The organism is Pedobacter chitinilyticus (assembly GCF_003313385.1).
GTDB lineage: Bacteria > Bacteroidota > Bacteroidia > Sphingobacteriales > Sphingobacteriaceae > Pedobacter > Pedobacter chitinilyticus.
In genome coordinates this window covers 214820-240875 of record NZ_QMHN01000005.1, presented here as the reverse complement: position 1 = coordinate 240875, position 26056 = coordinate 214820, and the positions used below count along the sequence as shown (strand labels likewise).

10 protein-coding genes are annotated in these 26056 nt (G+C 40.3%); 4 read left to right on the top strand and 6 right to left on the bottom strand.

Translation table 11 applies throughout. The features are described from left to right. The first annotated feature begins 1 nt into the window (after window position 1). From DUT70_RS15915 to DUT70_RS15905, 3 genes are read left to right on the top strand one after another with little or no spacing between them, the layout of a single operon-like run. Window positions 2-3121: an efflux RND transporter permease subunit gene (locus tag DUT70_RS15915; RefSeq protein WP_113648349.1), complete on the top strand. Its 3120-nt coding sequence runs from the start codon at window positions 2-4 to the stop codon at window positions 3119-3121. Between the two features lie 7 nt (window positions 3122-3128). Continuing rightward, the gene (locus tag DUT70_RS15910; RefSeq protein ID WP_113648530.1) at window positions 3129-4442 is read left to right on the top strand and encodes a TolC family protein; all 1314 of its coding nucleotides are present in this window, start codon (window positions 3129-3131) and stop codon (window positions 4440-4442) included. 19 nt (window positions 4443-4461) lie between these two features. After that, window positions 4462-5325, top strand: coding sequence for an N-acetylglucosamine kinase (locus DUT70_RS15905; protein WP_113648348.1), 864 nt, complete (start codon window positions 4462-4464; stop codon window positions 5323-5325). A gap of 5 nt (window positions 5326-5330) precedes the next feature. Here the strand turns inward: DUT70_RS15905 and DUT70_RS15900 are convergent, their stop codons facing one another. Both DUT70_RS15900 and DUT70_RS15895 read right to left on the bottom strand, forming a co-directional pair. Beyond that, window positions 5331-5606, bottom strand: coding sequence for a PID-CTERM protein-sorting domain-containing protein (locus DUT70_RS15900; protein WP_205529817.1), 276 nt, complete (start codon window positions 5604-5606; stop codon window positions 5331-5333). Between the two features lie 155 nt (window positions 5607-5761). Next, a complete protein-coding gene (locus DUT70_RS15895) occupies window positions 5762-6148 on the bottom strand; it encodes a carboxypeptidase regulatory-like domain-containing protein (RefSeq protein WP_113648346.1) in 387 nt (128 codons plus the stop codon). A 135-nt stretch (window positions 6149-6283) separates the two neighbouring features. Between DUT70_RS15895 and DUT70_RS15890 the strand changes: the two genes are divergently transcribed. Continuing rightward, on the top strand, window positions 6284-10018 hold the full coding sequence (locus tag DUT70_RS15890; RefSeq protein WP_113648345.1) for a S8 family serine peptidase: 3735 nt from the start codon (window positions 6284-6286) through the stop codon (window positions 10016-10018). Window positions 10019-10288: 270 nt separating this feature from the next. Here the strand turns inward: DUT70_RS15890 and DUT70_RS15885 are convergent, their stop codons facing one another. From DUT70_RS15885 to DUT70_RS15870, 4 genes are all read right to left on the bottom strand, one after another. Further along, complete coding sequence (locus tag DUT70_RS15885) at window positions 10289-15688, bottom strand: T9SS type A sorting domain-containing protein (RefSeq protein WP_162926643.1); 5400 nt, start codon at window positions 15686-15688, stop codon at window positions 10289-10291. Between the two features lie 209 nt (window positions 15689-15897). Further along, on the bottom strand, window positions 15898-19596 hold the full coding sequence (locus DUT70_RS15880) for a hypothetical protein (RefSeq protein WP_128353376.1): 3699 nt from the start codon (window positions 19594-19596) through the stop codon (window positions 15898-15900). A 214-nt stretch (window positions 19597-19810) separates the two neighbouring features. Then, window positions 19811-23935 carry a LamG-like jellyroll fold domain-containing protein gene (locus tag DUT70_RS15875; RefSeq protein WP_113648342.1) on the bottom strand — a complete coding sequence of 1375 codons (4125 nt, stop codon included), beginning with the start codon at window positions 23933-23935 and terminating at the stop codon, window positions 19811-19813. A 328-nt stretch (window positions 23936-24263) separates the two neighbouring features. Further along, window positions 24264-26054, bottom strand: a complete 1791-nt coding sequence (locus DUT70_RS15870; protein ID WP_113648341.1) for a peptidase associated/transthyretin-like domain-containing protein — start codon at window positions 26052-26054, stop codon at window positions 24264-24266. Window positions 26055-26056 lie beyond the last annotated feature (2 nt).

Here is a 26056-nt window from a genome sequence, read left to right as displayed (position 1 = left end):
TATGAGCATTTCAACTACCAGTATTAAAAGGCCAGTTTTGGCTATTGTGATGAATCTCATCATTATCCTATTTGGGATAATTGGCTACAACTTTTTGGGTATTAGAGAGTACCCATCCATTGATCCTTCTATTATTTCGGTACGTACTTCCTATCCTGGGGCCAACTCTGATATCATCGAATCTCAGATTACCGAACCTTTAGAAAAATCAATCAATTCCATTGACGGGATTAGGAATATTACTTCATCCAGTAACCAAGGTACCAGCAACATTACCGTTGAATTTAACTTGGGAAAAGATATCGATGTGGCGGCTAACGATGTTCGCGACAAGGTCTCTCAAGCTGCCAGAAACCTACCCAAAGATATTGATGGCTTACCGATTGTAAGTAAAGCCGATGCCAATTCGGATGCGATCATTTCCATGACGATACAGAGCGATAAACGCAATGTAACTGATTTGAGTGACTTTGCGGAAAACGTGATTGCCGACAGGATCCAAACCATCCCTGGGGTAAGTAGCATGCAAATTCAAGGGCAGCGCAAATATGCCATGCGTATCAGGATTGATCCTTCTAAACTTGCTTCTTATGGCCTTACTTCTCAGGATATTGTCACTGCCCTTGACCGAGAAAACGTGGAACTTCCTTCGGGCAAATTGACTGGAGCTTCTACTGAATTGACTGTAAAAACACTTGGAAAACTCACCGATGCCGAGCAGTTCAATAATCTAATTATTAAAGGCGATAGCAGTAGCAGTGTAGTAAAGCTTCAAGATGTGGCAGTTGCCGAGATTGGTTCCGAAAACGAGGAAACCGTACTACGTGAATCTGGAAAACCGATGGTGGCCGTTGGGGTGATCCCGCAACCAGGCGCCAATTATTTGGACATTAGCAGGGAATTCTACAAGAGATTTGAAAAACTACAGGCTGATATGCCAAGCGATATTAAACTCAAAGTTTCTTTAGATACTACCCAATTCATCAAAAGATCGGTAACTGAAGTAGCGGAAACCATTTTAATTTCATTGGTACTGGTAATCCTCATCATCTATCTTTTTTTTAGAGATTGGGGCATTGCCTTTAGACCTTTGATCGATATTCCCGTATCCTTAATTGCCACCTTTTTCATCATGTACATTTTTGGTTTCTCCATTAACGTACTGACTTTATTAGCGATTGTTTTGGCAACAGGTTTGGTGGTAGATGATGGAATTGTGGTCACGGAAAACATCTTTAAAAAAGTGGAAGAGGGCTTATCTCCTATTGAAGCAGCGATTAAAGGTTCTAACGAAATTTTCTTTGCAGTAATATCCATTTCCATCACTTTAGCGGCGGTATTCCTTCCTGTAATTTTCTTACAAGGTTTTGTCGGGCGACTGTTCCGTGAATTTGGGGTTACCATTGGGGCGGCGGTACTCATTTCCGCCTTTGTATCGCTTACGCTCACGCCAATGTTGAATGCCTATTTGATGAAAAAAGGAGGCCACAAGCCGTCTAAGTTTTATAGACTGACAGAACCGTATTTCATCAAATTAAACGAAGGCTATCAAACCAACTTAGAGAAGTTCCTTAAACGTCGTTGGTTGGCGGCTCCCATTATTTTGGTCTGCGCAGGTTTAATTTTTCTTTTTTGGAAAGTATTGCCCAAGGAAACAGCGCCATATGATGACAGAAGTGCGATTAATATGAGCGTTAGCACTCCAGAGGGCACTTCTTTTGCCTACACGGATAGATTCATGATGAAAATTAACCAAATGATTTTAGACTCTATCCCTGAAAAGAACGTCAACATTACCATTACTTCACCAGGTTTTGGCGGTTCGGGTTCTACCAATTCAGGTTTTGTGAGAATGGGATTGGTTGATCCTGGAGACAGGGAGAGAAGCCAAAAAGATATTGCAGAACGACTCACTAAAATTACTCGTAAATATACTGAAGGCAAAGTAACCGTTACGCAACAGCCCACTATTTCTGTAGGCCGAAGAGGCGGTTTACCGATTAGCTACATTATTCAGGCACAGAATTTTGAAAAACTGCGTGAAAAAGTTCCTCAATTTATGGAAGCTGTCTCACAAGATCCTACTTTCACCACTTCTGACGTGAACCTCAAGTTTAACAAACCAGAAATTAACCTTACCATCGATAGAGACAAAGCTAAAAACCTGGGCGTTTCTATCGTAGATATCGCACAAACGCTACAACTTGGATTAAGTGGCCAACGTTTCTCTTATTTCTTTATGAACGGCAAGCAATATCAGGTTATAGGGCAGTTTGATGTAAGCAACAGAAAAGATCCTTTGGATTTGAGCTCGGTGTACGTACGAAATGACAAAGGCCAATTGATTCAGCTTGACAACTTAGTAACTGCCAAGGAAGAAAGTAGCCCGCCACAATTGTATCGTAATAACAGATTTATTTCGGCCACGGTTTCAGCAGGTTTAGCCCCAGGCAGAAGTATTGGTGATGGTATTGAAGCCATGGACAGAATTGCCGCCAAAGTACTCGACGAAAGTTTTACGACCGACCTTAGTGGCGAATCCAGAGATTTCAAGGAAAGCTCATCCAATACCATGTTTGCATTTGGCTTGGCACTTTTACTGGTTTATCTCATTTTGGCCGCCCAGTTCGAAAGTTTTAAAGACCCTATCATTATTATTTTAACAGTACCGATGGCTGTTGCGGGTGCGTTTTTATCGCTATGGTTATGCGGACAAAGCTGGAACATCTTTAGTCAAATTGGAACTATTATGTTGATTGGATTGGTAACAAAAAATGGGATTTTGATTGTCGAATTTGCCAACCAGCTTAAAGAGCAAGGCAAGTCTGTGCAGGAAGCCATCAGGGAAGCTGCCGTTTCGAGGTTACGTCCTATTTTAATGACCAGTTTAGCCATTGCCATTGGGGCATTGCCTATTGCCATGGCTTTGGGTGCAGCCGCTAAAAGCCGTATGAGTATGGGAACGGTAATTATTGGTGGAACACTTTTCTCGTTAATACTAACCCTTTTTGTCATTCCAGCTATCTATTCTCTTTGGTCAAAAGAGCACAAAGAAAATACGGATCTCAAGCAATCTTTAGCAGCGGCGTTGGCCGATGAGGAAAAACCGAAAAATCAATAGTGAAAAAATGAAAATCAAATCATACATATACGCAACGCTCACAATTTGCCTTTGTAGTATTTCATCGGTTTTTGCACAGGAAAAACTGACTTTACAGGAAGCCATCAGCATAGCGCTACAGAACAACTACGATATTAAACTGGTTAAAAACGAAGTAGAAATTGCGAAGAACAATTCCAATTTAGGGAATGCAGGTATGCTTCCGATAGTCACTGGAGATTTTTCTACTGGAGGAAGCAGACAAAATACCGTACAAACCCAGGCCAGCGGTACCGAAAGAAGGATTAATGGTGCGAGAAATAGCAATATGGCCTATGGCTTCGGCATTAATTGGACAGTATTTGATGGCTTCAGTATGTTTGCCAACCGCGAGCGTTTAAAAACTTTGGAGGAACAGGGCGAAAAGAATGTGAATACACAAATCCTCAATACCATTACCGAAGTACTTACTGCTTACTACAACATGGCCAAGCAGCAACAATTAGTAGTTGCGGCTGATAGCACCATTGATGTTTCGGCACTGCGTTTACGCATTGCGGATAGTAAGCTGAAAATAGGCCGTGGCTCAAAACTGGATGTGGTTGCAGCTCAGGTAGATTATAATACCGATACCTCTACCTATCTTCAACAAAAAAACTTGTTGAACAATTATATGGTAACGTTAAATCGGCTTCTAGCAAGAGACATTACCACCAAATTTTCAGTGGATAACATTTTTGACATTGATGCAAGTCTTAACTATACCACGCTTGCTTCGCAACTTGAACAGTTAAATCCAGCTTTGCAAAGTGCCATCCTTAACCAACGAGTGGCCGAATTGAGCTTAAAACAGGTACAAGGGAACCGGTATCCGCAAATTAGTCTTAACAGCGGTTATGATTTCAATAAAAGCGAATCTCCTACAGGGTTTAACACCCAATTTAGAGCCCGTGGATTTAGCTATGGGCTAACGGCCAGCATCAATATCTTTAATGGCTTTTTACAACGTCAAAATGAGCGTAATGCCAAAGTGAATATTAGCACGGCAAAAACACAGGTAGAGCAAACCAAGCAAAATCTTGTTGCACAACTTACCGAAGCCTACCAAAACTATACTACTTTTTTAGAATTGGTAAAATTAGAGCAGGGAAATGTCAATCTGGCCAATCAAAACTTGGATATTACGCTAGAAAAATACAGACTTGGAAATATTACACCTTTGGAATTGCGTGAGGCTCAAAGAAACGCTATTAATGCCAATAACAGGTATCTAGAAATAAAATATCAGGCAAAATTGTCAGAAATTTACCTAAAACAGATTAGCGGTACGTTAAATTTGTAATATTTTTTTATTTTAGAGCATGATTTTAGTTGCAGATAGCGGCTCGTCCAAAACAGACTGGATGGCCTACAGCCCAAGCCAAACACTCTCATTTAGCACTCAAGGCATCAACCCATATTTTGCAAATGCCCAAGATGTGGTAAGGATCCTTTCTAAAAACAAAGATATTTCGGCTATTGCCAGCCAAGTGAAAGAAGTTTACTTTTTTGGCGCAGGTTGTTTAAACCCTGATAAACATGAGATTATCTCTAATGGCCTTTCTTCATTTTTTAAAAATGCCTTTATCAGTGTAGACCATGATTTGTTAGGCTCAGCTTATGCTACCTGTGGCGATAAAAAAGGTTTGGCCTGCATTTTGGGAACAGGCTCGAACATTGCCTATTACGATGGTCAAACAGTTTACAATGGCAAGCATGGTTTAGGTTATATTTTGGGAGATGAAGGTTCTGGCACCTATTTTGGTAAAAAAATGTTGATTTCGTTTCTGCATAAAAGTATGCCTGCCGATTTGAGAGAGATTTTCAAGGAAACTTTCCAAATTACCAAAGACATCGCTGTAGAAAACATTTACCAAAAACCTTTCCCTAACTCGTACCTTGCTACTTTCAGCAGATTCATGGTTCAACACAGGCAACATCCTTTTATCCAAAAAACCTTAAGGGATGGTTTCCAGGAATTTATAGATACCAACGTTAAAGATTATAAGAATTACAAAACCTTAGAGTGCAACTTTGTAGGTTCCATCAGTTATTATTACCAAGAAGAGCTAAGGGCTGTATTTGCAGAAAACAATTTGAGAATTGGCAAAACACTACAAAAACCTATCGAGGGTATTTTCGAGTATATCTTAAAAAGAGAAGGAATATTAGAGCAAGCCGGTTAGGAATACTAAACGGCTTCTGAGGTCTTATTCTGTTTGCGCTTATCGTAAACCTTTTTGATTCCATAAGCTACACCTGCGGCAACCAAAATACCCGCACCACCATCTATTGGCACTTGATTATCAGGATCACAATCATCCAAATTTGAGTCAGGAGGACATGGGGTATCTGGGCCTGATTCGTCTGGTCCACCTGGTTGAGCTATAGCATAATTACCGACAGAAACTGCCAAAACAACTAGAAAAAACGCCTTGTAAATTGTTCTTGTTACGTTATACCTCACAAATACTATAATTAATGGATTAGCCTACTAAGTGTAATCGATACAAATATGTCTGCAATTATAGATTTTTTTAATCTAAAAAAAGAATTTTTCTGACAAAAGTCACTCTTTACAACTCTAAAAATCAGTTTATTATCAGCAATCAAAACTTATTTTCAATAAGCTGCTTTATAATTGATACTAATATCAAGCTTAACCTTTTGCCCAGCTACAATTTCAACGGTGTTAATCTCACCGTCACCATTAAAATTATTAGCGAAATAACTATTTCTTTCTTCTACCGTAAAAATTGAATATTTCCCTGGCGGCAATTCGCATTGATACAACCAATTGGAGTTAGATTTTACAGTTTTAACCAATTGAGTGCTAATTTTAGTGAATAAAGGTGCCTGCCCTTCTACGTCCTTAAATGTGGTGATCTTATAAATATTGATTTGCCTTTCAATAGGACTCCCATTGTTGGCTCTGGGCGCATCTGGCGATGGCATCATGTTGCCTTGCAACCAGTAAACGTTACCATATACGCCTTGCTTAATGCTCATTTTGCCATTGTTTCGCAATGTACAACTCACAAATAAAAGTGCTAAACATAAAATTGCTATATTTTTAATGGAAGTCATCTAATTATGCTTAAAATTGTGCCTTAAAATAATCATTTATTTAGATTTAATAAAATTATGCCCCGCAACCTTAAAATAGGATTGTCGCTCTTTGTCTATACTAGTATCTTATGCTATTTACCTTTTCATTTATACGCTCAAGCTGATCAGCGAAACCAAACCAATACCGCATTTTTAAAGGAAAATTCTCTTGCTCTAGAGAAAATAGAAAACACAAAGTTAACCAAAGCATTTTCTTTAGCCTTAGAAAAAGGCTGGGAAACCTTTGGGATTACCAAAGAAGGAAAGGTATTTACACTTCACGGCGTGGATGATTTTGGCATGCCGTTATATAAAATCACCGAAAACAATTCTATTTCTGCAGCAACCATTAACACCAACAGACTTTATACAGGCGGTTCTTTGGGACTTAATTTGAGTGGAAGCACCATGCCAATGAACAAGGTTGCCATTTGGGATGGTGGGGCTGTTTTAATTTCACATACCGAGTTTGAACCTAACAGAGTAGAAGTAAAAGATGGTGTTAGTGGCAGTTCTACTCATGCCACCCATGTTGCGGGAACGATTATGGCAACGGGTAAAAATCCAAATGCAAAGGGGATGGCATTTGGGTTACCTAAGCTTCTTTCTTTCGATTTTAACAATGACAATTCAGAGATGTCCAACTATGCGGCTTCTTTATTGCTATCCAACCATTCCTATGGTGCAATAGCAGGTTGGTATGAAAATACGAGTGCAATTCCAAACCGATGGGAGTTTAGAGGCCAGGCAGGAGCAACTGAAGATTACAAATTTGGATACTATGATAGTGATGCCAAAGAATGGGACAGGATTTGTTACAATGCCCCTTTCTATTTACCTGTTAAATCGGCTGGAAATTATCGCAATGATAATGGTCCTCCTGTTGGAACTACCTATTACAGATTTAACGCAACGGGTAGCTTGGTCAATGCAGGTCCACGTCCAGAAGGAATTTCCAGTAATGATGGCTATGACATATTAGGCACCTACTCTGTTGCTAAAAACGTAATGACCGTGGCTGCTGTAAATCCATTGCCTTTTGGAACGGTAACACCAAGTGATATCACTATTTCTTCTTTTAGTGCATGGGGCCCAACAGACGATGGACGGATTAAACCTGATATTGCTGCTGATGGCGTAAGTGTTACTTCTACCAGTAATGCCAGTCCTCAAGCGTATACTACCTATTCAGGTACCTCAATGTCGGCACCAAGTGTAACAGGCTCTTTAGTGTTGCTGCAAGAGCTTTATAACCAAAAAAATAGTGCTTTTATGCGTGCTTCAACCTTAAAGGGTTTAACCATAGGCACAGCAAGTGAGGCGGGTGCTGCACCTGGTCCAGATTATATTTTTGGCTGGGGTTTAATGAATACTGAGAATGCTGCAAAAGCGATCTTAAACAACGGTACCAAGAGTTTAATAGCAGAACGTGTATTAGCTCAAGGAGGTACCGAAACTTTCAATGTAGTGGCTTCTGGCGACGGGCCAATTATTGCAACGATTTGCTGGACCGATCCTGAAATTGAAGTTATTCCTGTGGCTAATGCTTTGAACAACTCTACATTGAGGTTAGTCAACGACTTGGATATGAGGGCAAGTGCTGGAGCAGGAACCTTTTTCCCTTGGATTTTAAATCCTGCAAACCCATCGGCGGCGGCTACAAAAGGTGATAATTTTAGAGATAATGTAGAGCAGGTTTATATCGCCAATGCTGTTCCTGGCAAAACCTACAGCATCACCATTAACCACAAAGGAACTTTACAAAGAGGCTCGCAAGCATACTCGGTAGTGGTAACAGGTATTGGCGGCAATCCATATTGCGCTTCAAGTCCTTCATTATCTAACGATTCGAAAATAAATAGCCTTAGTTTTGCCAATATCAATTATACCGCATCGGCAGGATGTACTTCTTACCAGGATTTCACCCAACAAACGATTGAGCTGGAAAAGGCTAAAACTTATCCATTAAACATTTCTCTAGGTACTTGTGGCGCTAATTTCAACAAAGTTGCCAAGGTTTTTATCGACTGGAATAGCGATGGCGATTTTAATGACGCAAATGAACTGGTGGCTACCAGCAATGTGATCAATGCCACCGGCGTATTCACTGCAAACATTACCGTTCCTTCTACAGTGAACGTCAATAACTTTTCGTTACTAAGAGTGGTGCTTAGCGAAACTAACGATGTGGCTACTGTTTTAGCTTGTGGCAATTACGCCAAAGGTGAAACGCAGGATTATAGGGTAAAGTTTCTTAATTTAACTACCGACGTTGGTGTTACCGCCATCAGAGAATCATTCAGCAATTGTGCTAATCCACAGCAAATGGTTAGCGTAGTGATTCGCAACTTTGGCACACAGAACATTTCGAACATTCCAGTTACGGTTACGGTTAAAGAAGGTAGTACCACGGTGGCTACACTAAATGGCACTTTCTTAAATACCATAAAACCTTCGGAAGAAAGGGAATTTACACTACCAGGATTTTATGCTGCACAGAATGGAAAAACTTATACGGTTACCGCTAAAACCAATTTGAGTACTGATCCTATTGCTACGAATGATGAAACGAGCAGAATTGAGCAAATTGGCTTACCTCCTACAGTAACCAGTCAGACTGCATTTTATTGTGATGACAGCAAACAGTATCAATTGAAGGGTAATGGCGATGGCATTATTTATTGGTATAAAGATGCTACCGAAACTACACCGTTTGCTTATGGCAATGAAATTAGTACCGCTACTGTTCCAAATAACGGCAAGTTTTATGCGGGCTTAAATGAGTATACCAGCACTTTTGGCCCTAAAAACAAGTATGAAACTAGGTTAGGGGGAGGCAGCTACCTGCAAACCAGTGGAGGTGTGCTTGTACGTACCTTTGCGCCAGCTGTTTTAGAAAGTGCCCGTTTGTATATTGGTCATTCTGGAACGATAAGGTTTTATGTTAAAAATAGCCAGGGGATGGAAATATCAAGTAGCACAATTAAAGTAACCGCTACTAGAAGTACTCCTGTGGTTGGAAATGCTGATGATGACTTAACAGACCAAGGTCAGGTTTATACGCTGAACCTTAAATTTCCAACGGCTGGTAATTACAGTATTCATACCGATTACGAAGATGATGCTACCATTTTCAGGAATAATACCGTACCTCGTTCTATTTACCCACAAAGTTCTCAACTTGATGTATTCAATATCATTGGGAATGATGCTACTGGTCCGTCTGCTTTTTATTATTATTTCTATGATCTTAAAATTAAGGCTTTCGGTTGTCTTTCAAGTGGAAGAACTGAAGTGCCATTAAGTACCGTGGGCATTACTCAAAATGGAAACAACTTGGTTTCAAGTGTTGCTACTGGTAATCAATGGTACTTAAACGGCGTTAAGATTGAAGGCGCTACTTCGCAAACTTATCAACCAACCATCCCAGGTAAATATCAGGTTTCTGTAGGCTTTGGTAGTAGCTGTAATTCCTTTTCAAGTGAGGTGGTATACCTGCCAAATGACAAGAACGACAACGAAATTAAGTTGAAGGTATTTCCTGTTCCTGCATCTAAAAATTTAACGGTAGCTTTTGAGGTGCCCGAGGCAAAAACGGTAACGGTAAGCATTGCCAATATTATTGGACAAAAGGTATATGAGCAAAGTAAGGGTGTACGTACAGGTACGATGATTGACCAAATAGATATTTCGAAATTGGCTTCGGGCACTTACGTTTTGAGCATAAAGGTGGGAGATCAAATTTATTCGGAAAAGATCATTGTGATATAATTGAACAGCAAACGACCCCAACAATAAGCCTCTATTTCGCGAAAAGCACTGCATAAGGTTAATGTGGCCTAAATGCAGTGCTTTTTGTTTATTAAACCTTATTGCAGCGGCATCCTTTTGCTAGCGTAGCGGCAAAAGATAAAGTGGAAAGAAGGGCTTGCGTTGATAGAAGCGATGGCATTTGCTTTTCAAAAAAACAAAACAGCTCGGATAAAATAAAAAGGGAATGCCGTGCGACATTCCCTTTTGCTTAGTATTTGGTTTAGTTATTTACTGCTTAACCAATTTGGTTTGTCCAATACGTTGGTTACCATTTTCATAAACTTCAATAATATAAAGTCCTGAAGCATAGTTAGCAATATCAAGCTCTTGACCTTCTAATAATTCGGTTTTAGCGATGGTTTTGCTTAACAACACTTGTCCAGTTGCATTTACAATTTTTAAAGTTTGTTGATTAGCTTTTAGGCTACCGTTGTACTTAACGGTAAAAGTTGAAACCACTGGATTAGGGAAAACACCAACTATGTCAAGCGTTCCATTAATTTCGCCTGTGTAATTGATTACCTGCGGTGTTGTTGGGTTTTCTGTACCATTATGATCAATCTGTGTCAATCTGTAATAGTTGTTTCCAATTAAAGGGTTTTTATCAATAAATGAGTAGCTTGAGTTATTGCCTTTGGCTGGTTCGTTATGCAGTTTTACATAACTACCATTGTCGCCTGCTCTTTCTACCACAAATTTGCTGTTGTTCGTTTCTACCAATGTACTCCATTTAACGGCTACACCTTGATTAACTTTAGCTACATTAAAAGTGGCATAAGTTACCGGAAGTGTTGTTGGGTTTTCGAAAGATACGCTAAATCTATCGGCTCCGAAACTTGCCGTATTGTTCACATCTACACTAAATGTGTGCGTACCGCCGTTTGGAATGCTGGCCGAGGTTCCCAAAAAGTTATCATTCAGTTTTACCAAATAACCTGTAGGTACATCTTTGTATTTTACTTGAAGTTGGTAATTACCATTGCCATTTAGCTTATCAATGTCGAGCTTAACTACAGCGTTTTCGCTGATTTCAGGCATATAGTTAATTACTAGTTTCCTGTTATCGCTAGAGAAACTAGATAAGAATACCTTTTGTTCTGCGGCATCTTTAATGTAAGAAACGTCTTCTGAAGCATTGTATTGTGCCGTTTTTCCTGATTGGAACAGGACAGCAGTTTCTTCTTCAAATTGGTTGCCTTGATTTTTAAGTACTAATCTTAATTCAGCACGGGGTGTAGCCAAGATATTTTGATTTGGTCCTACGGCTACTTTTTGCAATGCTAAACTTCCTTGTGCTGGCGAAGATAATAATAAGGCTGGTGCCTGAGTACCAATCTTAGCATCTTCGGTAAAGGTTAAACTACCTGAAGCATTTGCCGACTGAACAAAAAAGCCTTGTCCTGCTGGGATGATATTACTACCGACTCCCGCTGGAACACCGACTGAACCATCGTAAGTGGCGTAGGTTTTAGTTGCAGGGTTCCACGTTCTGATTACATTGTTAAGTAGATTACTTTTTACAATGCCAGCCGAGTTCCAGTCGATGCTTGACGCATAAGGATTACCTACCAGGTTATATCCATTGGCAAGGGATACATTTACATCCTGTTGGTTTAAGGTTCCTTCAAATGTCATGGCGAAACTCTCTGGATCGACAAAAGGAGACGTCATTTTATCTGTTGCATTTGATCTATCGCCACGATAGAAAAGGTAAGCGCCTCTACCTACTGAAAGTGAAGTATTGATGTTAGGCAAGGCGACATAAGCGCCCGCATCATACGTCCAAGCGCTTGCAGAGTTATAAGTTGATGCATCGAAACCATTGGTAGCGCCACCAACACCAGTAATGATCATATTATTGATGAACTGAACGTAGCTATAGGTTCTGTTAGAAGCATTTCCGTTATCGTAAATAGGGGAAGATAACATCCTGTAGGTTCTGTACATGGTTTTATCTCCGCCAGTAATGAACCTTTCTACTTTTACGTTTCCAGTGATAGATGAGCTTGGAGGAATAGGTGCAACCCTTGCCGAACTTGAAGCACTTGACATTAGTGTTAAATGTCCGTTTGCATTCAAATTAGTTCCAGGGTCTAAGGTTAATACTCCAGTTGGGGTAATTGCGAAATTACCAGCAGTCATTGTCTTTGTGCCATTATTGGTAAAGATAACCTCTGGAAATAAAAGTGTGGCGGTTGTTGATAGGTTCTGTGCAGAGGCTCCGTCAAAAGTGATAATACTAGTTGCTGAAGGCGAAAAGATGCCGCCATTGAAAGCAAAATCACCCGCTACGTTTAAGCTTTGGCCTATAGCTAAAATTCCAGCTGTTTGGGTGTAATTACCATTGATAATAGCCACGCCGATATTTAAAGCTCCAGCTCCAGTAGAAGTAATTGTAAAGTTATTTGCCGAGAAAGCGTCGTCTAGCGATGGTGTGCTGGCAGAAGTTTGACCTGCTGCATTCCATACAAAATTAGAAAAGGTTTGTGCGCTTCCTGCTACTAAACCGGCGTAGGTAGTATAGCCAGAAACTTCACAAATAGAACCATCTTCCCATAAAAAGGTTGGGATAGTTCCTGAGGTTGTAGTGAAATGATGCTGATATTTACCTCCGTTAGCCACTTGTAGCACTCCTGCTGTATTGACAATAGGGCGTCCGTTATTTAATAAAACACCTTCAACTTTAAAGTCAATTGCTGCTGCGCCATTATTAATGGTTAATGTACCACCATTGATATTTACCTGTGCTCCACCTTCTATCAAAACATCGTCGATACTAAGGTTACCTGTAACATTGATAACATGTGTGTTTCTTATTAAAATACCTCTTGAAGTAGTGGTAGGTACTCTGGTTGAAGCTTGCCAAGTGGTATTATTTGAAGAGCTTTCCCAACTTGATGAGTTACTCCAATCTCCCAACAACACTGCACTTCTAAAGTAATCGTTGGTAGCACTTGCACCTACCACTGTAATACTACCAGTAGTGTAAGGTGTTTTTGTACCATCAGTAATATTAGTGGCCGTAAGTGTTGTGGACACACTGGCAGAATTTAATGTCACCGGAATAGCAGTATTTGCGCCGTTTACTAAAGCTGGATTTGCAGGTAAAGCTGCCGAAGGATCATTGGAAGTAATTGCTACTTGATCTGTAACGCCAGTAATGGTGTTCCACGCAATATCTACCGCCCTTACTGCAATATTAAAGGCAGTACCAATGGCTTGGTTAGCGGGTGTACCTGTTTTACCGTTAGGAGATCCTGCAGCATATGTTTCACCTGGAAGCACAATTAATAAGCCCGCATAAGCACCTATATTCACCACAAATGTTGGACTTTGGCTAGCTGTCTTGGTATTATCAGTTACGTCTGATACCGTCAGCCTTCTGTTGTTAGCAGTGCTTCCAATACGATAAGTTGCAAATGAATTTAAGATACCGTTAGTTAAAGCAATATTTGGTGGTAATTGCGCGTAAATGTCACTGGTCGCCGTAAAAGTAACTACATCATTAACAGTAGTCACCGTATTTCCATAAGCATCCGCAGCCTTTACAAAGATGCTGAAAGGTTGTCCTGCTACTTGACTGCTTGGTGCACCTGTTTTACCCGCTGCAATTCCTTCCACTGAAGTTTCTCCTGGCAGTATCAATACCAATTTGGTAAATGCTCCGGCCGTAATCGTAATTGGATCGGTGGTATTAGCTGTTTTGGTATTATCGGTAACGTCACTCACAGTAATGGTATGAAGACTTCCCGCGGTTCTTAATCTTGCCGTGAAATTTCTGGTCCCTGCCGATAATGCAATATTGTTACTAGTAAATGTACCTGTTGGATCGGTAGTGGTTAAATTCACTACGTCAGTTACTGTATTTACAAAATTCCAGTAAGCATCAACTGCTCTAACAGTTACCGACAAACCCGTACCCGTAGCAGGATATGGCGTTGCTGTTCCAGTTCTACCTGTGGCTGTTCCTGGGGCATACGTTTCACCAGGCAAAGTAATTAACAGCTTTGCAAAGGCTCCTCTAATGACGGTTAAACTAGCACTATTACTTGATAAAATAGAAGGTAGGGTAACATTTGAAGCCACCAACTGATGATTAGTTGCCGATCTTCTTAACGTTACGCTAAATGTTCCTGTACCTGCTACTAAGTTCGCATTAACAGGTAATGCCGATGTAGCAGCATCAGCAGCCAGTGCGTTGGTAATGGCCACTTCATCTGTTACGCTAGAAATTAGGTTCCAATTAGCATCTACCGCGTTTACCGTTACATTAAAAGGCACCCCTACATTTTGCGAATTGGGCGTACCTGTTTTTCCCGAAGCAGTGTTAGGAGCAGCTGTTTCTCCTGGAAGTAATATTTGTAGTTTCACAAATGGTCCCACCGTTACGGCTGGGAGCAATTGAGTATAGGCTGTTTTAGTACCATCTGTAGTATTGGTGGCCGTAACGTCAGGTGTTTCGCCTAGCGTTTTAAATACCAAGTTGAATGCTTTTGGACCTGTAGTAGAAAGTGTCGAAGCTGCTGGTGGTGTAAAGTTAGTAACACCTGTTGCCGAAATTGCAATCGTGTTGGTCGAACTACTCACCCTATTCCAATATTGGTCTACCCCATACACATTCACGGTATAGGCTACATTAATGATAGGAGCTGTAGCAATACCTGTTTTACCTGTCGCTGTTCCTGGTGCATAGGTTTCTCCTGGCATTACCATCAACAACTTGGTGAAAGCGCCTGCCATTACCCTAATGTTGGAACTAGTGTTAGCAACCATGGAGTTGTCTGTGTCATTACTAGCTGTTACGGTATAGTACGTTGTAGTTGTTGGGCTATAGCTATAAAAGGAAGCATTAAAACTTGCGGTACCCCCAGTTAGTGTTACTGGTGCAGATATTGTTGCATTGGGGTTATTGGTAGTTAATGATATCTGATGAGCTGGTGCTGAAGTAACAATATTAAAAGCATAATCTACAGCATTTACTGTAACAGGCGTAGCTACACCTGCCGTTGGTGTAGAAACAGTAGTAGGGTTCGTTTTCCCTGTAGCTGAGCCTGGTGAATTAGCCTGCCCAGGCAGCAATACTTGCAATGAAGTGAAAGGTCCCGCAGCTCTTGATAATGTTGCTACAGATGCACCATTGGCAAAGCCAGAAATCGTTCCACTATTGGTAGTGTTTGCTCTGACGATATTACCCGCAGTACCTACTGCTTTACTAGTAGATTTAACTCTTAAACCAGAAATGGTAATGGAGTTGCCTGCAGTTGCTACAGAATTTGCCGTATAACTGATAATCAAATAACCAGTCGTGGCATTATCAAATACCGATGAAGCCGTGATCCTTGGTCCGCTATGGCTTACGGTAACCGTTCCTATTTCAAACTGCCATCCCGTTGGCGCATTTAACCTTATTCTTCTATCAGTTCCTGTAGAGAAATTGGTTGCAGCATTATCACTAATGACGATATCGCCAATCGCTGTAAATTGCTCAAGTGGTCCTCCCACTGATTTTTCTACAGAAATATTCTGCCCGCCAGTTGGCTGCGTAATAGTCACCTGGGCCAGTGCTTTGGAAGCACCGAACAAAACAAAAAGCAAGAAAAAAAACTTGATCTGGGTAAAAATCTTCATAGGCATTAAAAATTAGCTCTCATCATTTTAAATTAGACCACAAAACTTATTATTCTGTAAATCAAATAATTTGCGCTAAAGTCGATATTTTTAAGCACTTACGCAATACCTATAAAGCATTAATTATCACTTTTTTCTCTAATCAAAAAAAGAGTATTAACACCTCCGCCCAGTATATAGAAACACATGGGCCTTCACGTTAAAATTTGCTACTTTTTCATCAATTTAGCCGCTGCGATTTTTTTACCGCTGGAATCTAAAAGTGTGGCAAAATAAATTCCAGAAGAAGCCGCTGGCAAAGCTCCAGCATAACCGTTCACCACATCATTTTTAGCTACTTCTTTGTTGTACAACTCTTTACCTGTTACATCTGCAATTTTTAAGGTGTAACGCTCTGAGCTAAGACTACCCTCATATTTTAGGGTAAAGTTAGTTTCAACCACTGTTGGATAAATGAGCATTTCGCTATCAGCGTTGGCGTTAAGGTCGTATTTTACCACTACCAGCTTTTCATAAGCTGTTGGTGTTCCATCTTTATCTACCTGCACTAATTTGTAGTAGTTATTTCCAACTAGTGGCGATTTGTCTAACAGGTTGTAAACGCCTGCTTGATTAGCTGGCACGGCACCTATTGAAGTAAAATCTTGGTTTTCGCCAGCTCTTTGTAAATCAAAGTGGCTATTGGTTGTTTCTGAAGAAGTTTTCCAGTTTAAAGTAACACCAGCATTTGTTTTAACACCTGTAAATTCAGTAAAGGTTACTGGAAGTGTAGTTGGAGGCGCAACCTGTAATTCAAAGCGATTGTTCCCTAAACTAGCGGCATCAGCTTTATCAATATTTAATGCATAGGCAGTTCCATCGTTAGCAATATCAGTCAGAGTATTCAAATACTTATCCTTTAACTTCACCACATATCCCGACGGAATATCAGTCAAAATAAATTTCAAAGTATAAGCGCCTCCGTTGTCCGCATTGATCGTCAATCCAATTTTTTCAACGGTCGAGATATTAGGCATATAATTAATGGCTAATTCTTTAGCATCAGCTGACTGACTTGATAAAAACACCGATTCTCCGCCCATTCTGGCCACATCTTTTCCAGAGAAAACAGCCTCATTTCCCTCTTTTAAAACTACCAATGTTTCATCAGCATTTTCAGTTTCATTTCTAACTAGCTGCACTCTAATTCTGGCAGGCTCTTGCTCTTCTGTAAGCGTTTGATTTGCTTCTGCACCAGCTAAACCAGTTCTATCTAAATTACTGTTACTTACCGACATCACTCTTGACATAGTGCTGGTAGAGGTACCACTCACCACTTTTGAAGCTTCTGTAAACGTTACTGAAGGTGATGAATTGTTAGCCGTTTGCACAAAAAACGATTGGCCAGGTGCGATAAACTTGGTTCCTCCATTAACACCTTCATTTCCATCATACGTTGAATATTGTCTGCAACCAGGATTCCATACCCTTACTACTGTACTTACGTTCGAAGTTTTGGTGACTTTACTCCAATCTACTACTGCCGCATAAGGGTTACCTACCAAACTATAACCCGAAGTACCGTGTGTTAAAGGTACGGTAACGCTCTGCTGGTTCAATACCCCTTTATAGGTCATCACAATCGACTCTGGATCTAGGAATGGACTGGTCACTTTTCCTGTTAAGTTATTTTTGTTTCCTCTATAAAATAAGTAGGCGCCCCTTCCAATGTTTACACTGGTATTGATGTTTGGAATTTCTACGTATTTATTGTTATAAGTCCAGGCACCTGCTTGATTAGATGAAGTTTGATCAAAACCATTGATTGAACCTCCTGGTCCAGTAATGATCATATCATCAATAAATTGATTGAAGCTATAAGTTCTATTACCTACTACATCTGTATTGATGAAATTAGTAGTATTGTCGTACACTGGTGAAGAGAACATTCTATAGGTACGCCACATATTTTTACTTCCGCCTTGGATATAACGTTCAACTGTTACTTGACCTTTAATGGCCGCAGTTGATGGAATAGCTAATACAGATGCTGCGCTGTTAGGATCTGCTTTTAGGGTAAGCTTATTAGAAGTCATTAAGGTGGTATTGGCAGCCATGGTAACGAAACCATTTGCAGCGACAGCAAATTTTCCAGAACCTCCTAAAGTTTTGATACTAGCTCCTGAAAAAGTGACGTTTTTAAATACTACACCATTACCAGCGTCAGAACCTTCATCTCTAATCGATTGGTCTTTGGTGCCAGTGAAACTAACACCCACACTACCGCTTGTAAAATTGATGGCACCACCAGAGGTGTTCCAGCCACCCTCAACGGCTAAGGTACCACTGCCAGAAAATGTTGAAGCTCTATCGTTTCTAAAAGTTCCACCAATAGTTAACGTGATGTTGCTGTTAATGGTCACCACAGGCGCTGTACCCGAAGTACCTATAACCATCATATTACCTACTTTGGTGCTAACAGAAACAGTAGGTTTCGCATTTGAAGAAACATTACCTATTCTTACCAAGTCATTTACTCCTGGAAGTACAGATGGATTACTGCCATCAGCTAATTTCCAGTTTGCCAATGTATTCCATGTACCAGTACCAGCGATCCAATCGTAAACATTACCATTATTGATTGCTGGTGACGTCGTATTACCGACAATTACGCCAGACGTACCTTTATAGTTGACTTGCGCATCTTCAAATCCAATTTTGTCAATATTGGTGAAGCTAAAAGTTACGCCAGTTGGGGCATTACTTTTTACATCGGCCTTGATACCATAGTAAGCGGAAGGCAATAAAGAGCCATCTGCTGCGCCTACTGAAAAAAGCCTACTTTTTTGAGGGAAAGATTCCGCTCTAACCGCTCTCCATTCTACATTTAAACTAGACACTAATGCATCATCAGCGTTTCCAAAATATTCATCATTTGATTTAAACAATCTCAAATTCTCAATGATGTCATTTAATCCTTTGCTACTAGAGGAAACAGTTGCGTCGAGTACGATAGAACTTACATCGAACAAACCGCGGCTCATCATTTTCAGCCCATAAATTACCGCATCTTTTTGACCGTTATAAAGTGGGCTAGAAATTCCATTAGCAGGGTCGTTTGCACTGCTAATTTCTAACTTCATGCTATACATTTTTAGTTCATCAAACTTGAAACGGTTTGCCGTTGTTGCATTGATATGAAGTCCTGAATTTGTAGTTGTGTAGCTTCCTAATGTGTTATGATAAGCGCCGGTACCCCCTCTTTCGGTTCTGGCCTCTCTAACATCAGCAGTATATTCGTCAACAAATAAATGCCAAACATATTGACCCTGTCTTTTCAACCTTTGCATTCTAATGGCATAGGTTTTATTTGCCCAACCTGATCCCAATGATGACAGATCGAAACTAATTAAGTTGCTGTATCTATTTCCCCATGGATCATTGTCGTATCTCCATCTCAACGATAAATTACTGCCATCCTGAGTAAGATAATATCCTGTATTTGGGTTAGCGAAGCTTCCTGTAGAAAGAAACCAATATTTCCATGAGTTTTGACCTACACCGATTACATCAGACTGGTCAGCAGTATTTGAACTATTTTTATAGATAAAAGTCCATTCCCAACCGAAGGTTTCGTCGTTAAGATTGGTATTGTTGGACAGAAAAGAGATTTGATAAGTGCCAGGAAGGTTATTACCTGAAGTGGTTAAACAATAACCATTTTCAACAGCCAAATTATTGGTGCCATTTGAGGAAACTGCTAACGCTGCACTTGCTCCAATTTGTGATATTCCAGCACCTAATTGACCACCATCGAAATTGTTGTAGTAATAATTGCTTGCTGTATAAACTTGGGCATAAGAAAGCATTGTCGAAAATGACAAAGCTAAAGTGGATATGATGAATAATAGTTTGTTTGGGCTCTTCATTATGACAATGAAAAGTCAAAACACACGCCACAACCTATAAATCTATTCTAGCTATTTCCAAAAGCAATATTGCTACAACAAAACGGTGTAATCACACCTTTTTCTACTGGAAAACATTCCCCATAAAGTGAAAAAAATTACCCACTTTATATATCACTACTCTCAATTTATTCGACAGTTAAAACATGCTATATATACACTTAAAGACTTATTTCTATTTTTTCACTACTTTATGCACAGCCAATACTTTCCCCGTGTTAAAGTCCTCGACTTTAGTAAAGAAAAATCTTGAATTTAAGTCTAAAATATTTACGTCGTAACCGCTTGTTAACTCTATTTTGGAAAGCACATATTCACGTATAATTTTCCCCGTAAGATCATACAAACTCAACTTAAACCTATCGTTCAAAAGCCCATCTACTTTAATCGTAAATTTATCTGCCGCAGGGTTTGGATATAGCAGCACTGTATTTTGTTGACCTACTTTAAAGTTAACCACCACAGGCCCAGTTTCTGTTGTTAGCCCATCTAGATCTATTTGCACCAATTTATAATAGTTATCACCAGGCAATGGCACATCATCCATATAAAGATAATTTCCTGGTCCTTTAGGTAAAATAGAGGCGATTAGCACGTAAGTTCCATCATTAGAAGCCCTGTAAAGCTCAAACGATTTGTTATTCACTTCGTAAGAGGTTGTCCATGTGATGGCGACACCTTCATTTTGCTTTTTTGCCACAAAATTTGTCATACCCACAGGCAATGTGACTGGTGGTTCCACCAACACACTAAATCTTCCAGCGCCAAATGTTTGCGTATTTGCCCTATCAATATTGAAATTGTAAACCAAACCTGGCGTAATTGGGATATTCTGGTTAAGAAAATTATCTTTTAGGACTAAGCTATGTTGCTGATAGTACTCATCTAAATTAAATCGCATCAAATAACTACCCGTGGTACCAGCAGAAACATTCATTGCAATTTCTACAGCCTGAGGCATTGGCGGCATAAAATTGATCGCCAATTTACTAGCTCCAGCCAATGTAGAAATATTAACCACTTCACCGTCAAAATGCAAGGCATCCTCTTGGTTGTTATAGGCAGCACTGCTAGCTTCGTTAAAAACCACCACGGTCTCATCTTCTCCGTAAGAAGCTAAAGGTGTCATCTTTATTCTCACCAAACTTTGAGGCGTTTCAGCTATCTGCTCCGTTACCATCATCGACAGCTCATCATTTCTCTTTTCCGTACTCATCAACAAAACAGGAGGCTGTTGAGTAGATGCTTTGATACTTTCCTTAAACTTGATGGAACCTGCCGCGGTGGTTCTTACAAAAAATGATTGTCCAGAAGAGATATAACGACTTCCATCCGAAGCTCCCACCCCATTGATATAGGTGGCATAACCCCTTGAAGCTGGTTTCCATATCCAAATGGCATTAGTCACATTTACCTTGTCGCTACCCCAATTTGAAGAATCCCAATCAATAGTAGAGGCGTAAGGATTGCCGATAAAGTTGTATCCAGAACTCAAAGTTACCGTTATGTTTTGTTGGTTAAGTACCCCGTTAAAATCCACAACGGTGTTTTCGGGGTTTACAAAAGGAGCGGTTGTTTTTCCTGAAAAATTACTTCTGTCCCCTCTAAAGAAAACGTACATGCCCTTTCCTGCATTTACTGCAGTATTAATATTAGGGATTTCAACAAAACCAGTACTATAGGTCCATGCTCCAGCTTGATTACTGTGGCTCACATCAAAACCACCAGCAGCTGCCGATGTTCCAGAAATGATCATATTATCTATTAATTGGGAAAATTTCGCGGTTCTGTTCCCTTCCGTATCTGTATTGATGAATGTAGTCGTATTATCATACACTGGCGAAGAAAGCATCCGATAGGTGCGATACGGATTGACATTGCCCCCTTGCAAATAACGCTCTACCTTTACCTGTCCAATGATAGATGCTTCTGATGCCACTGCACCAACTTGTGCGGTAGAAGCAGCACTGGAAGCCAAAGTAAGATAACCGTTAGCATTAAATGCTCCAGCGCTGGCCGTTAATAGACCCGTTAAACGTAAGGCTCCATTTAAGGTAACTCCAGCAGCATTGTTAATGGTCAAATCTTTAATTAAGTTACTGGCAAAAAGATTAGCGGCAATGGTTTGGGCCGTAGTTCCATTAAAAACCATCCGTCCACTACTTGCAGTTAATGTACCGCTATTAGAAACTGTGCCCGCTACAGAAAGTGAATTGGTGACCGTAACTGAAGCCCCCGTAGCGATCGTTAAATTATTGATAGATTGATCAGAGCTCACCGTAGGATAAGTAGATCTCCCTGTAGGAATGGTAGCGTTTACAACAGCGGTAGGCACAATACCATTACACCAGCTGTTAGCAGTTGCCCAATTATTGCCCGCGTTTCCTGTCCACTGGCCCTCACCTGTAGAAACCACTATGGTAGAGGCTGTGGCTACACAACCATTCCTGCTTACAGTAACCGTATAAACTCCTTTGGCTGCATCAGAATAGGTCAAGGTCGCATTTTGCGAAGAAGAAGTATAGCCATTAGGCCCCGTCCATGAGTAAGTTGCACCATCAATAGCATTAGCCGTTAAAGTTAAAGTCGTTTGAGCGCAAACTGGACCAGTATTACCTGCACCTTCTGTCGCATTGTAAAGTTGCGTCACTTCCGCTGCGCTTAATGCTCGGCTGTAGATATAGGCATCATCCAAATTTCCTGTAAAATATCTATTAGTTGGCGTACTTGCCCATGAATCGATGTTGTCATAAGCTAAGCGCCAATACCCCGTAGTATTTTCGGCAGCAACCGTGGTGACATCCTGTGCTACAGAAACACCATCTATATAGAGCACCATTCCGCCAGCCGACAATACACCAGTAGCCATGTGCCAGTTACCATCCGCATAGGTAGCCGTAGAATTGATCGTTTTAAAAACCCCTCCAGGCTTCACCCCGAAGAAGATCCGTCCATCGTTGGCCATGTAAATATGCCGATCGGCATTGGTGCTGAAACTTGTTTGACTGCTTCCAAAACCGATTAGTTTTCCGCCAGCCGTGGTGGTTTTAAACCAAATAGAAACTGTAAACACAGTAGGATTCACAAAAGAATTAGCTGTAGAAACGTATTGTGTGGAACCATTGAACTGATAAGCTGAATTAGCGATATTAAACCGATTGGTGGTTGCCGTTGGCGTCCCTTGCAAAGTCCCGTTATTGGTCACAAAAAAATCATTGGCATTTCCATCAAGCTTATAACTTGCCACGATATTTCCCAATGGGATATTAGCCAGAGAAAAACCTTGGCAACTAGCCATCTGGCTTCCAGTAACCGATGCGCCCAAGTTTTCCCGAATGACATACACGATATAAGTATAATTGACGCCATTAGTTAGGCCCGTATCGTTAAAAGTAGTAACTCCTGTACCCGTTCGACCTATATAAGTGTAACCTGATCCACTCGACCGATAAATAGCAAAGCCTATCTCGCTACTCGAAGCATAATTCCAATTTAAGGTCATTCCAGTTGCACCAACATTGGAGAACGTTAAAGCCGTAGGAGCAGTAGCAAGTTCTGTTGGATCAAAGGTATAAGTTTGACCATTGGCAGGCTTAGTAGCGATGTTCGCTGTTTCTAGGTCATTACGAGCAGTTGGTGAGGTACCCACACCATTCAGCGAACGATAAACACCTGTACCAACACCCGTGATTCCTATTGAAGCCGATCCATTATCTATTGCTCCTCCTTCTGGGGTATAAGCAAATTGGATATTCCCATTCTCATATATTTTTGCCTGAAAAGTAATTACCGAAGTTAGATTAAGCAAATTGGAAGAATTTTTATCCCAACGCATAGAATACCACTGCACCGTTAAAACCATACTCCCTGCTGTCCCAGTAGTAACATAACTAATTTTGCCAGGAAGAAGAAGACTTAAAATACCCGGAAAAACTGCGAGATCATCCCAAAGAGGCGCAATAATTGGCCTATTTCCACCAGTATTTAGATTATTAACAGGCATAGCCCCACTAACCGCACTACCAAGAGATATCCAACCATTCGAACTTGCGCAAAACCTATCATAACGCTGACCCATATACCAAAAATCAAACCCAATGGGCAAATTTTGATAGGTGTTTTCATCGTTAGAAATGGTAGCGCCTACACCTCCAGGCTCTGTACCGCCAGAGATGGAAGAATAAGTTCCGCTAGTAGCTGAAAATACATAATTATTAATATTCTGCGCACTAGATTTTAGCACAAATAACATAAAGCACAGGATAAAAATCCTACGCAATGAAAGTAGAGAAGCGGCCATAACATTTTCATTTATGGCACTTGCATTTAGCGATCAGAAGTAAGCATAAGAAACGAGCGTAACAGCACAAAAAATACAGGCTTATCAAAAAAATAAACCCACTAAATGCAAATGCAATTATTTAAAAATTCTTGCGGCATTTGTGCTTAAAAAAATATGAGAGAGGTTGCGTTAATAAATTTCTAATGAGCGTTGACGGCAGTTAAAATTTATTTTCTAAACTCAAATGCATAACAATGTAGAATATTTTTCTCTATTTAACAACTTTAAGTTTTAATTGTTCCCAAAAAGAGAAAAAAAATACACATAATCAAGTAGTTACCGCTCTCTAAAAGAGCGTAAATCCCGCAGACCAGCCTAACCAAGCCTTGTTTCCGTTGATTTTTTTACTGTTTGATGGGGCTATTTGGCTTTTGTAACCACTTGCGACTACGTAATCATTGGGAGCTTCGGTAACATAATAATTGAATACGGGACCGCCATAAACACTAAAGCCCTTAAACAGGCGTAGCTGAAAATTGAGATGAAACTTATTAAGGATGTTGGCATAATCCCATCGCCCTAGATGCAGTTGTTGCGCCGTAAGCTCAGTTGAAAGAGAAAATCTTCTTCCAGCAAAAAAATCGTGACCAAGTCCTAAGCCAAAGGTTTCGATGTTTTCATTGTCGACAAAATTTTTGCCCAACATAAATATGGTATACAAATTTGCATTTCCACTTTTGAATGAAACATTGGCATTAATTAAATCATTAGAGGAGACACTCAATTTATGATACCCATGCTTTACAATATTGATTAACCCTAAGCTCACGCCTGTAGAGGTATCAGCGAGATTAATTAAACCCAATTGAAGACCTTTATTATGTTTGGCGTAATTAAATAGCCCCGAAAACTGTACGCCTCTCATATCTTTAAGCGCTACGTTTCCTACTGCCGAAATTTGCATCCCGTTGCTTTCTTTTCGCACTGCATTTAATATTCCCGTCATTTGGAAACCACGCAAGTTGCCATTTACCGTATTGGAAACTGCCGAAAGCTGCAGACCTTCTGTAAAGCCATTTACATAGTTAATGGTAGACATTTGTATGCCATTAACATTACCTTTCACATGATTATAAACCGCCGATAACTGGGCACCATTCGCATCTTTGCCCACCACATTAAATACCCCTGCCATTTGTACCCCTTCGGTACTACCGCCCACCATATTTAATACGCCAGCGACCTGCACATATCTTACATCAGCTTTATTGAGGTTGAACACCCCTGCCATTTCTAACCCATCAACTCCCGCGGTATATCCACCTACCAAATTGAGGGAGAATTTATTCACCACGCTCCCACTCATGCTTCCCCGTGAGCTTAAACCTGGCGTTAAAGAAGCCTGTAAGGGCATGTTGGTCAAAAAGTTGGGGATATTCATATTTTGAATACGTTGCTTTGAAGAGGTTAACCAACGTCCAATCTTAAAATTATCCAACATATTAGACATGAAAGTGCCCTTTTCTTTATCGGGATCATCGTAGCCCTCGGGTTTGATATCAATACTTGAAAGAAAAATAATCGAGGTATCCCGATAGGTTTCCTTACTTGCTGTAAGCACAATGCCACTATGTTCGCCCTTAAATTTTAAGCTAAAAAAGCCTTCCTCATCAGTTAAAGCCGATTGGAGCAAGCGCTTCTCATACACACTGGCGTTTTTTACCCTTTTACCTGTTTGAATATCTACCACTCTACCCGTAATACTGTAAAGATTTTCGGCCGTTACAATACTTTCTGCTTCGATAGAAAAATGGTTAACGGCATAACGTAAAATGATATACTCCTCATTTTCTTTGTAGTCAACCGTTCCGTTAAAAAGTTCATCTAATATTTCGCGGACGGGCTTGTTGCGCACATTGATATTCACAATGCTATCCCGAGCGAATAGTGCCCCGTTATATGTAAAATAAAAGCCTCCTGCTTTACCTATTTTTTGTAGTACCAGACCAATTTTCTCGGCTTTAATATCCATGGTCACCCTTTTTGCAAGGTTGCTTTGGTTATAGTTGACCACAGAGGTTTGCGCAATGCAAATAGTGCTGATTAAGAGCAATAAGATAAATAGCGATTTCTTCATTT

Excerpts from the sequence above, each read along its gene's own strand:
- DUT70_RS15910 (WP_113648530.1), top strand. The coding sequence starts at position 3,129 with ATGAAAATCAAATCATACATATACGCAACGCTCACAATTTGCCTTTGT.
- DUT70_RS15905 (WP_113648348.1), top strand. The coding sequence starts at position 4,462 with ATGATTTTAGTTGCAGATAGCGGCTCGTCCAAAACAGACTGGATGGCC.
- DUT70_RS15875 (WP_113648342.1), bottom strand. The coding sequence starts at position 23,935 with ATGGCCGCTTCTCTACTTTCATTGCGTAGGATTTTTATCCTGTGCTTT.
- DUT70_RS15915 (WP_113648349.1), top strand. The coding sequence starts at position 2 with ATGAGCATTTCAACTACCAGTATTAAAAGGCCAGTTTTGGCTATTGTG.
- DUT70_RS15885 (WP_162926643.1), bottom strand. The coding sequence starts at position 15,688 with ATGAAGATTTTTACCCAGATCAAGTTTTTTTTCTTGCTTTTTGTTTTG.
- DUT70_RS15880 (WP_128353376.1), bottom strand. The coding sequence starts at position 19,596 with ATGAAGAGCCCAAACAAACTATTATTCATCATATCCACTTTAGCTTTG.
- DUT70_RS15895 (WP_113648346.1), bottom strand. The coding sequence starts at position 6,148 with ATGAGCATTAAGCAAGGCGTATATGGTAACGTTTACTGGTTGCAAGGC.
- DUT70_RS15890 (WP_113648345.1), top strand. The coding sequence starts at position 6,284 with ATGCCCCGCAACCTTAAAATAGGATTGTCGCTCTTTGTCTATACTAGT.
- DUT70_RS15870 (WP_113648341.1), bottom strand. The coding sequence starts at position 26,054 with ATGAAGAAATCGCTATTTATCTTATTGCTCTTAATCAGCACTATTTGC.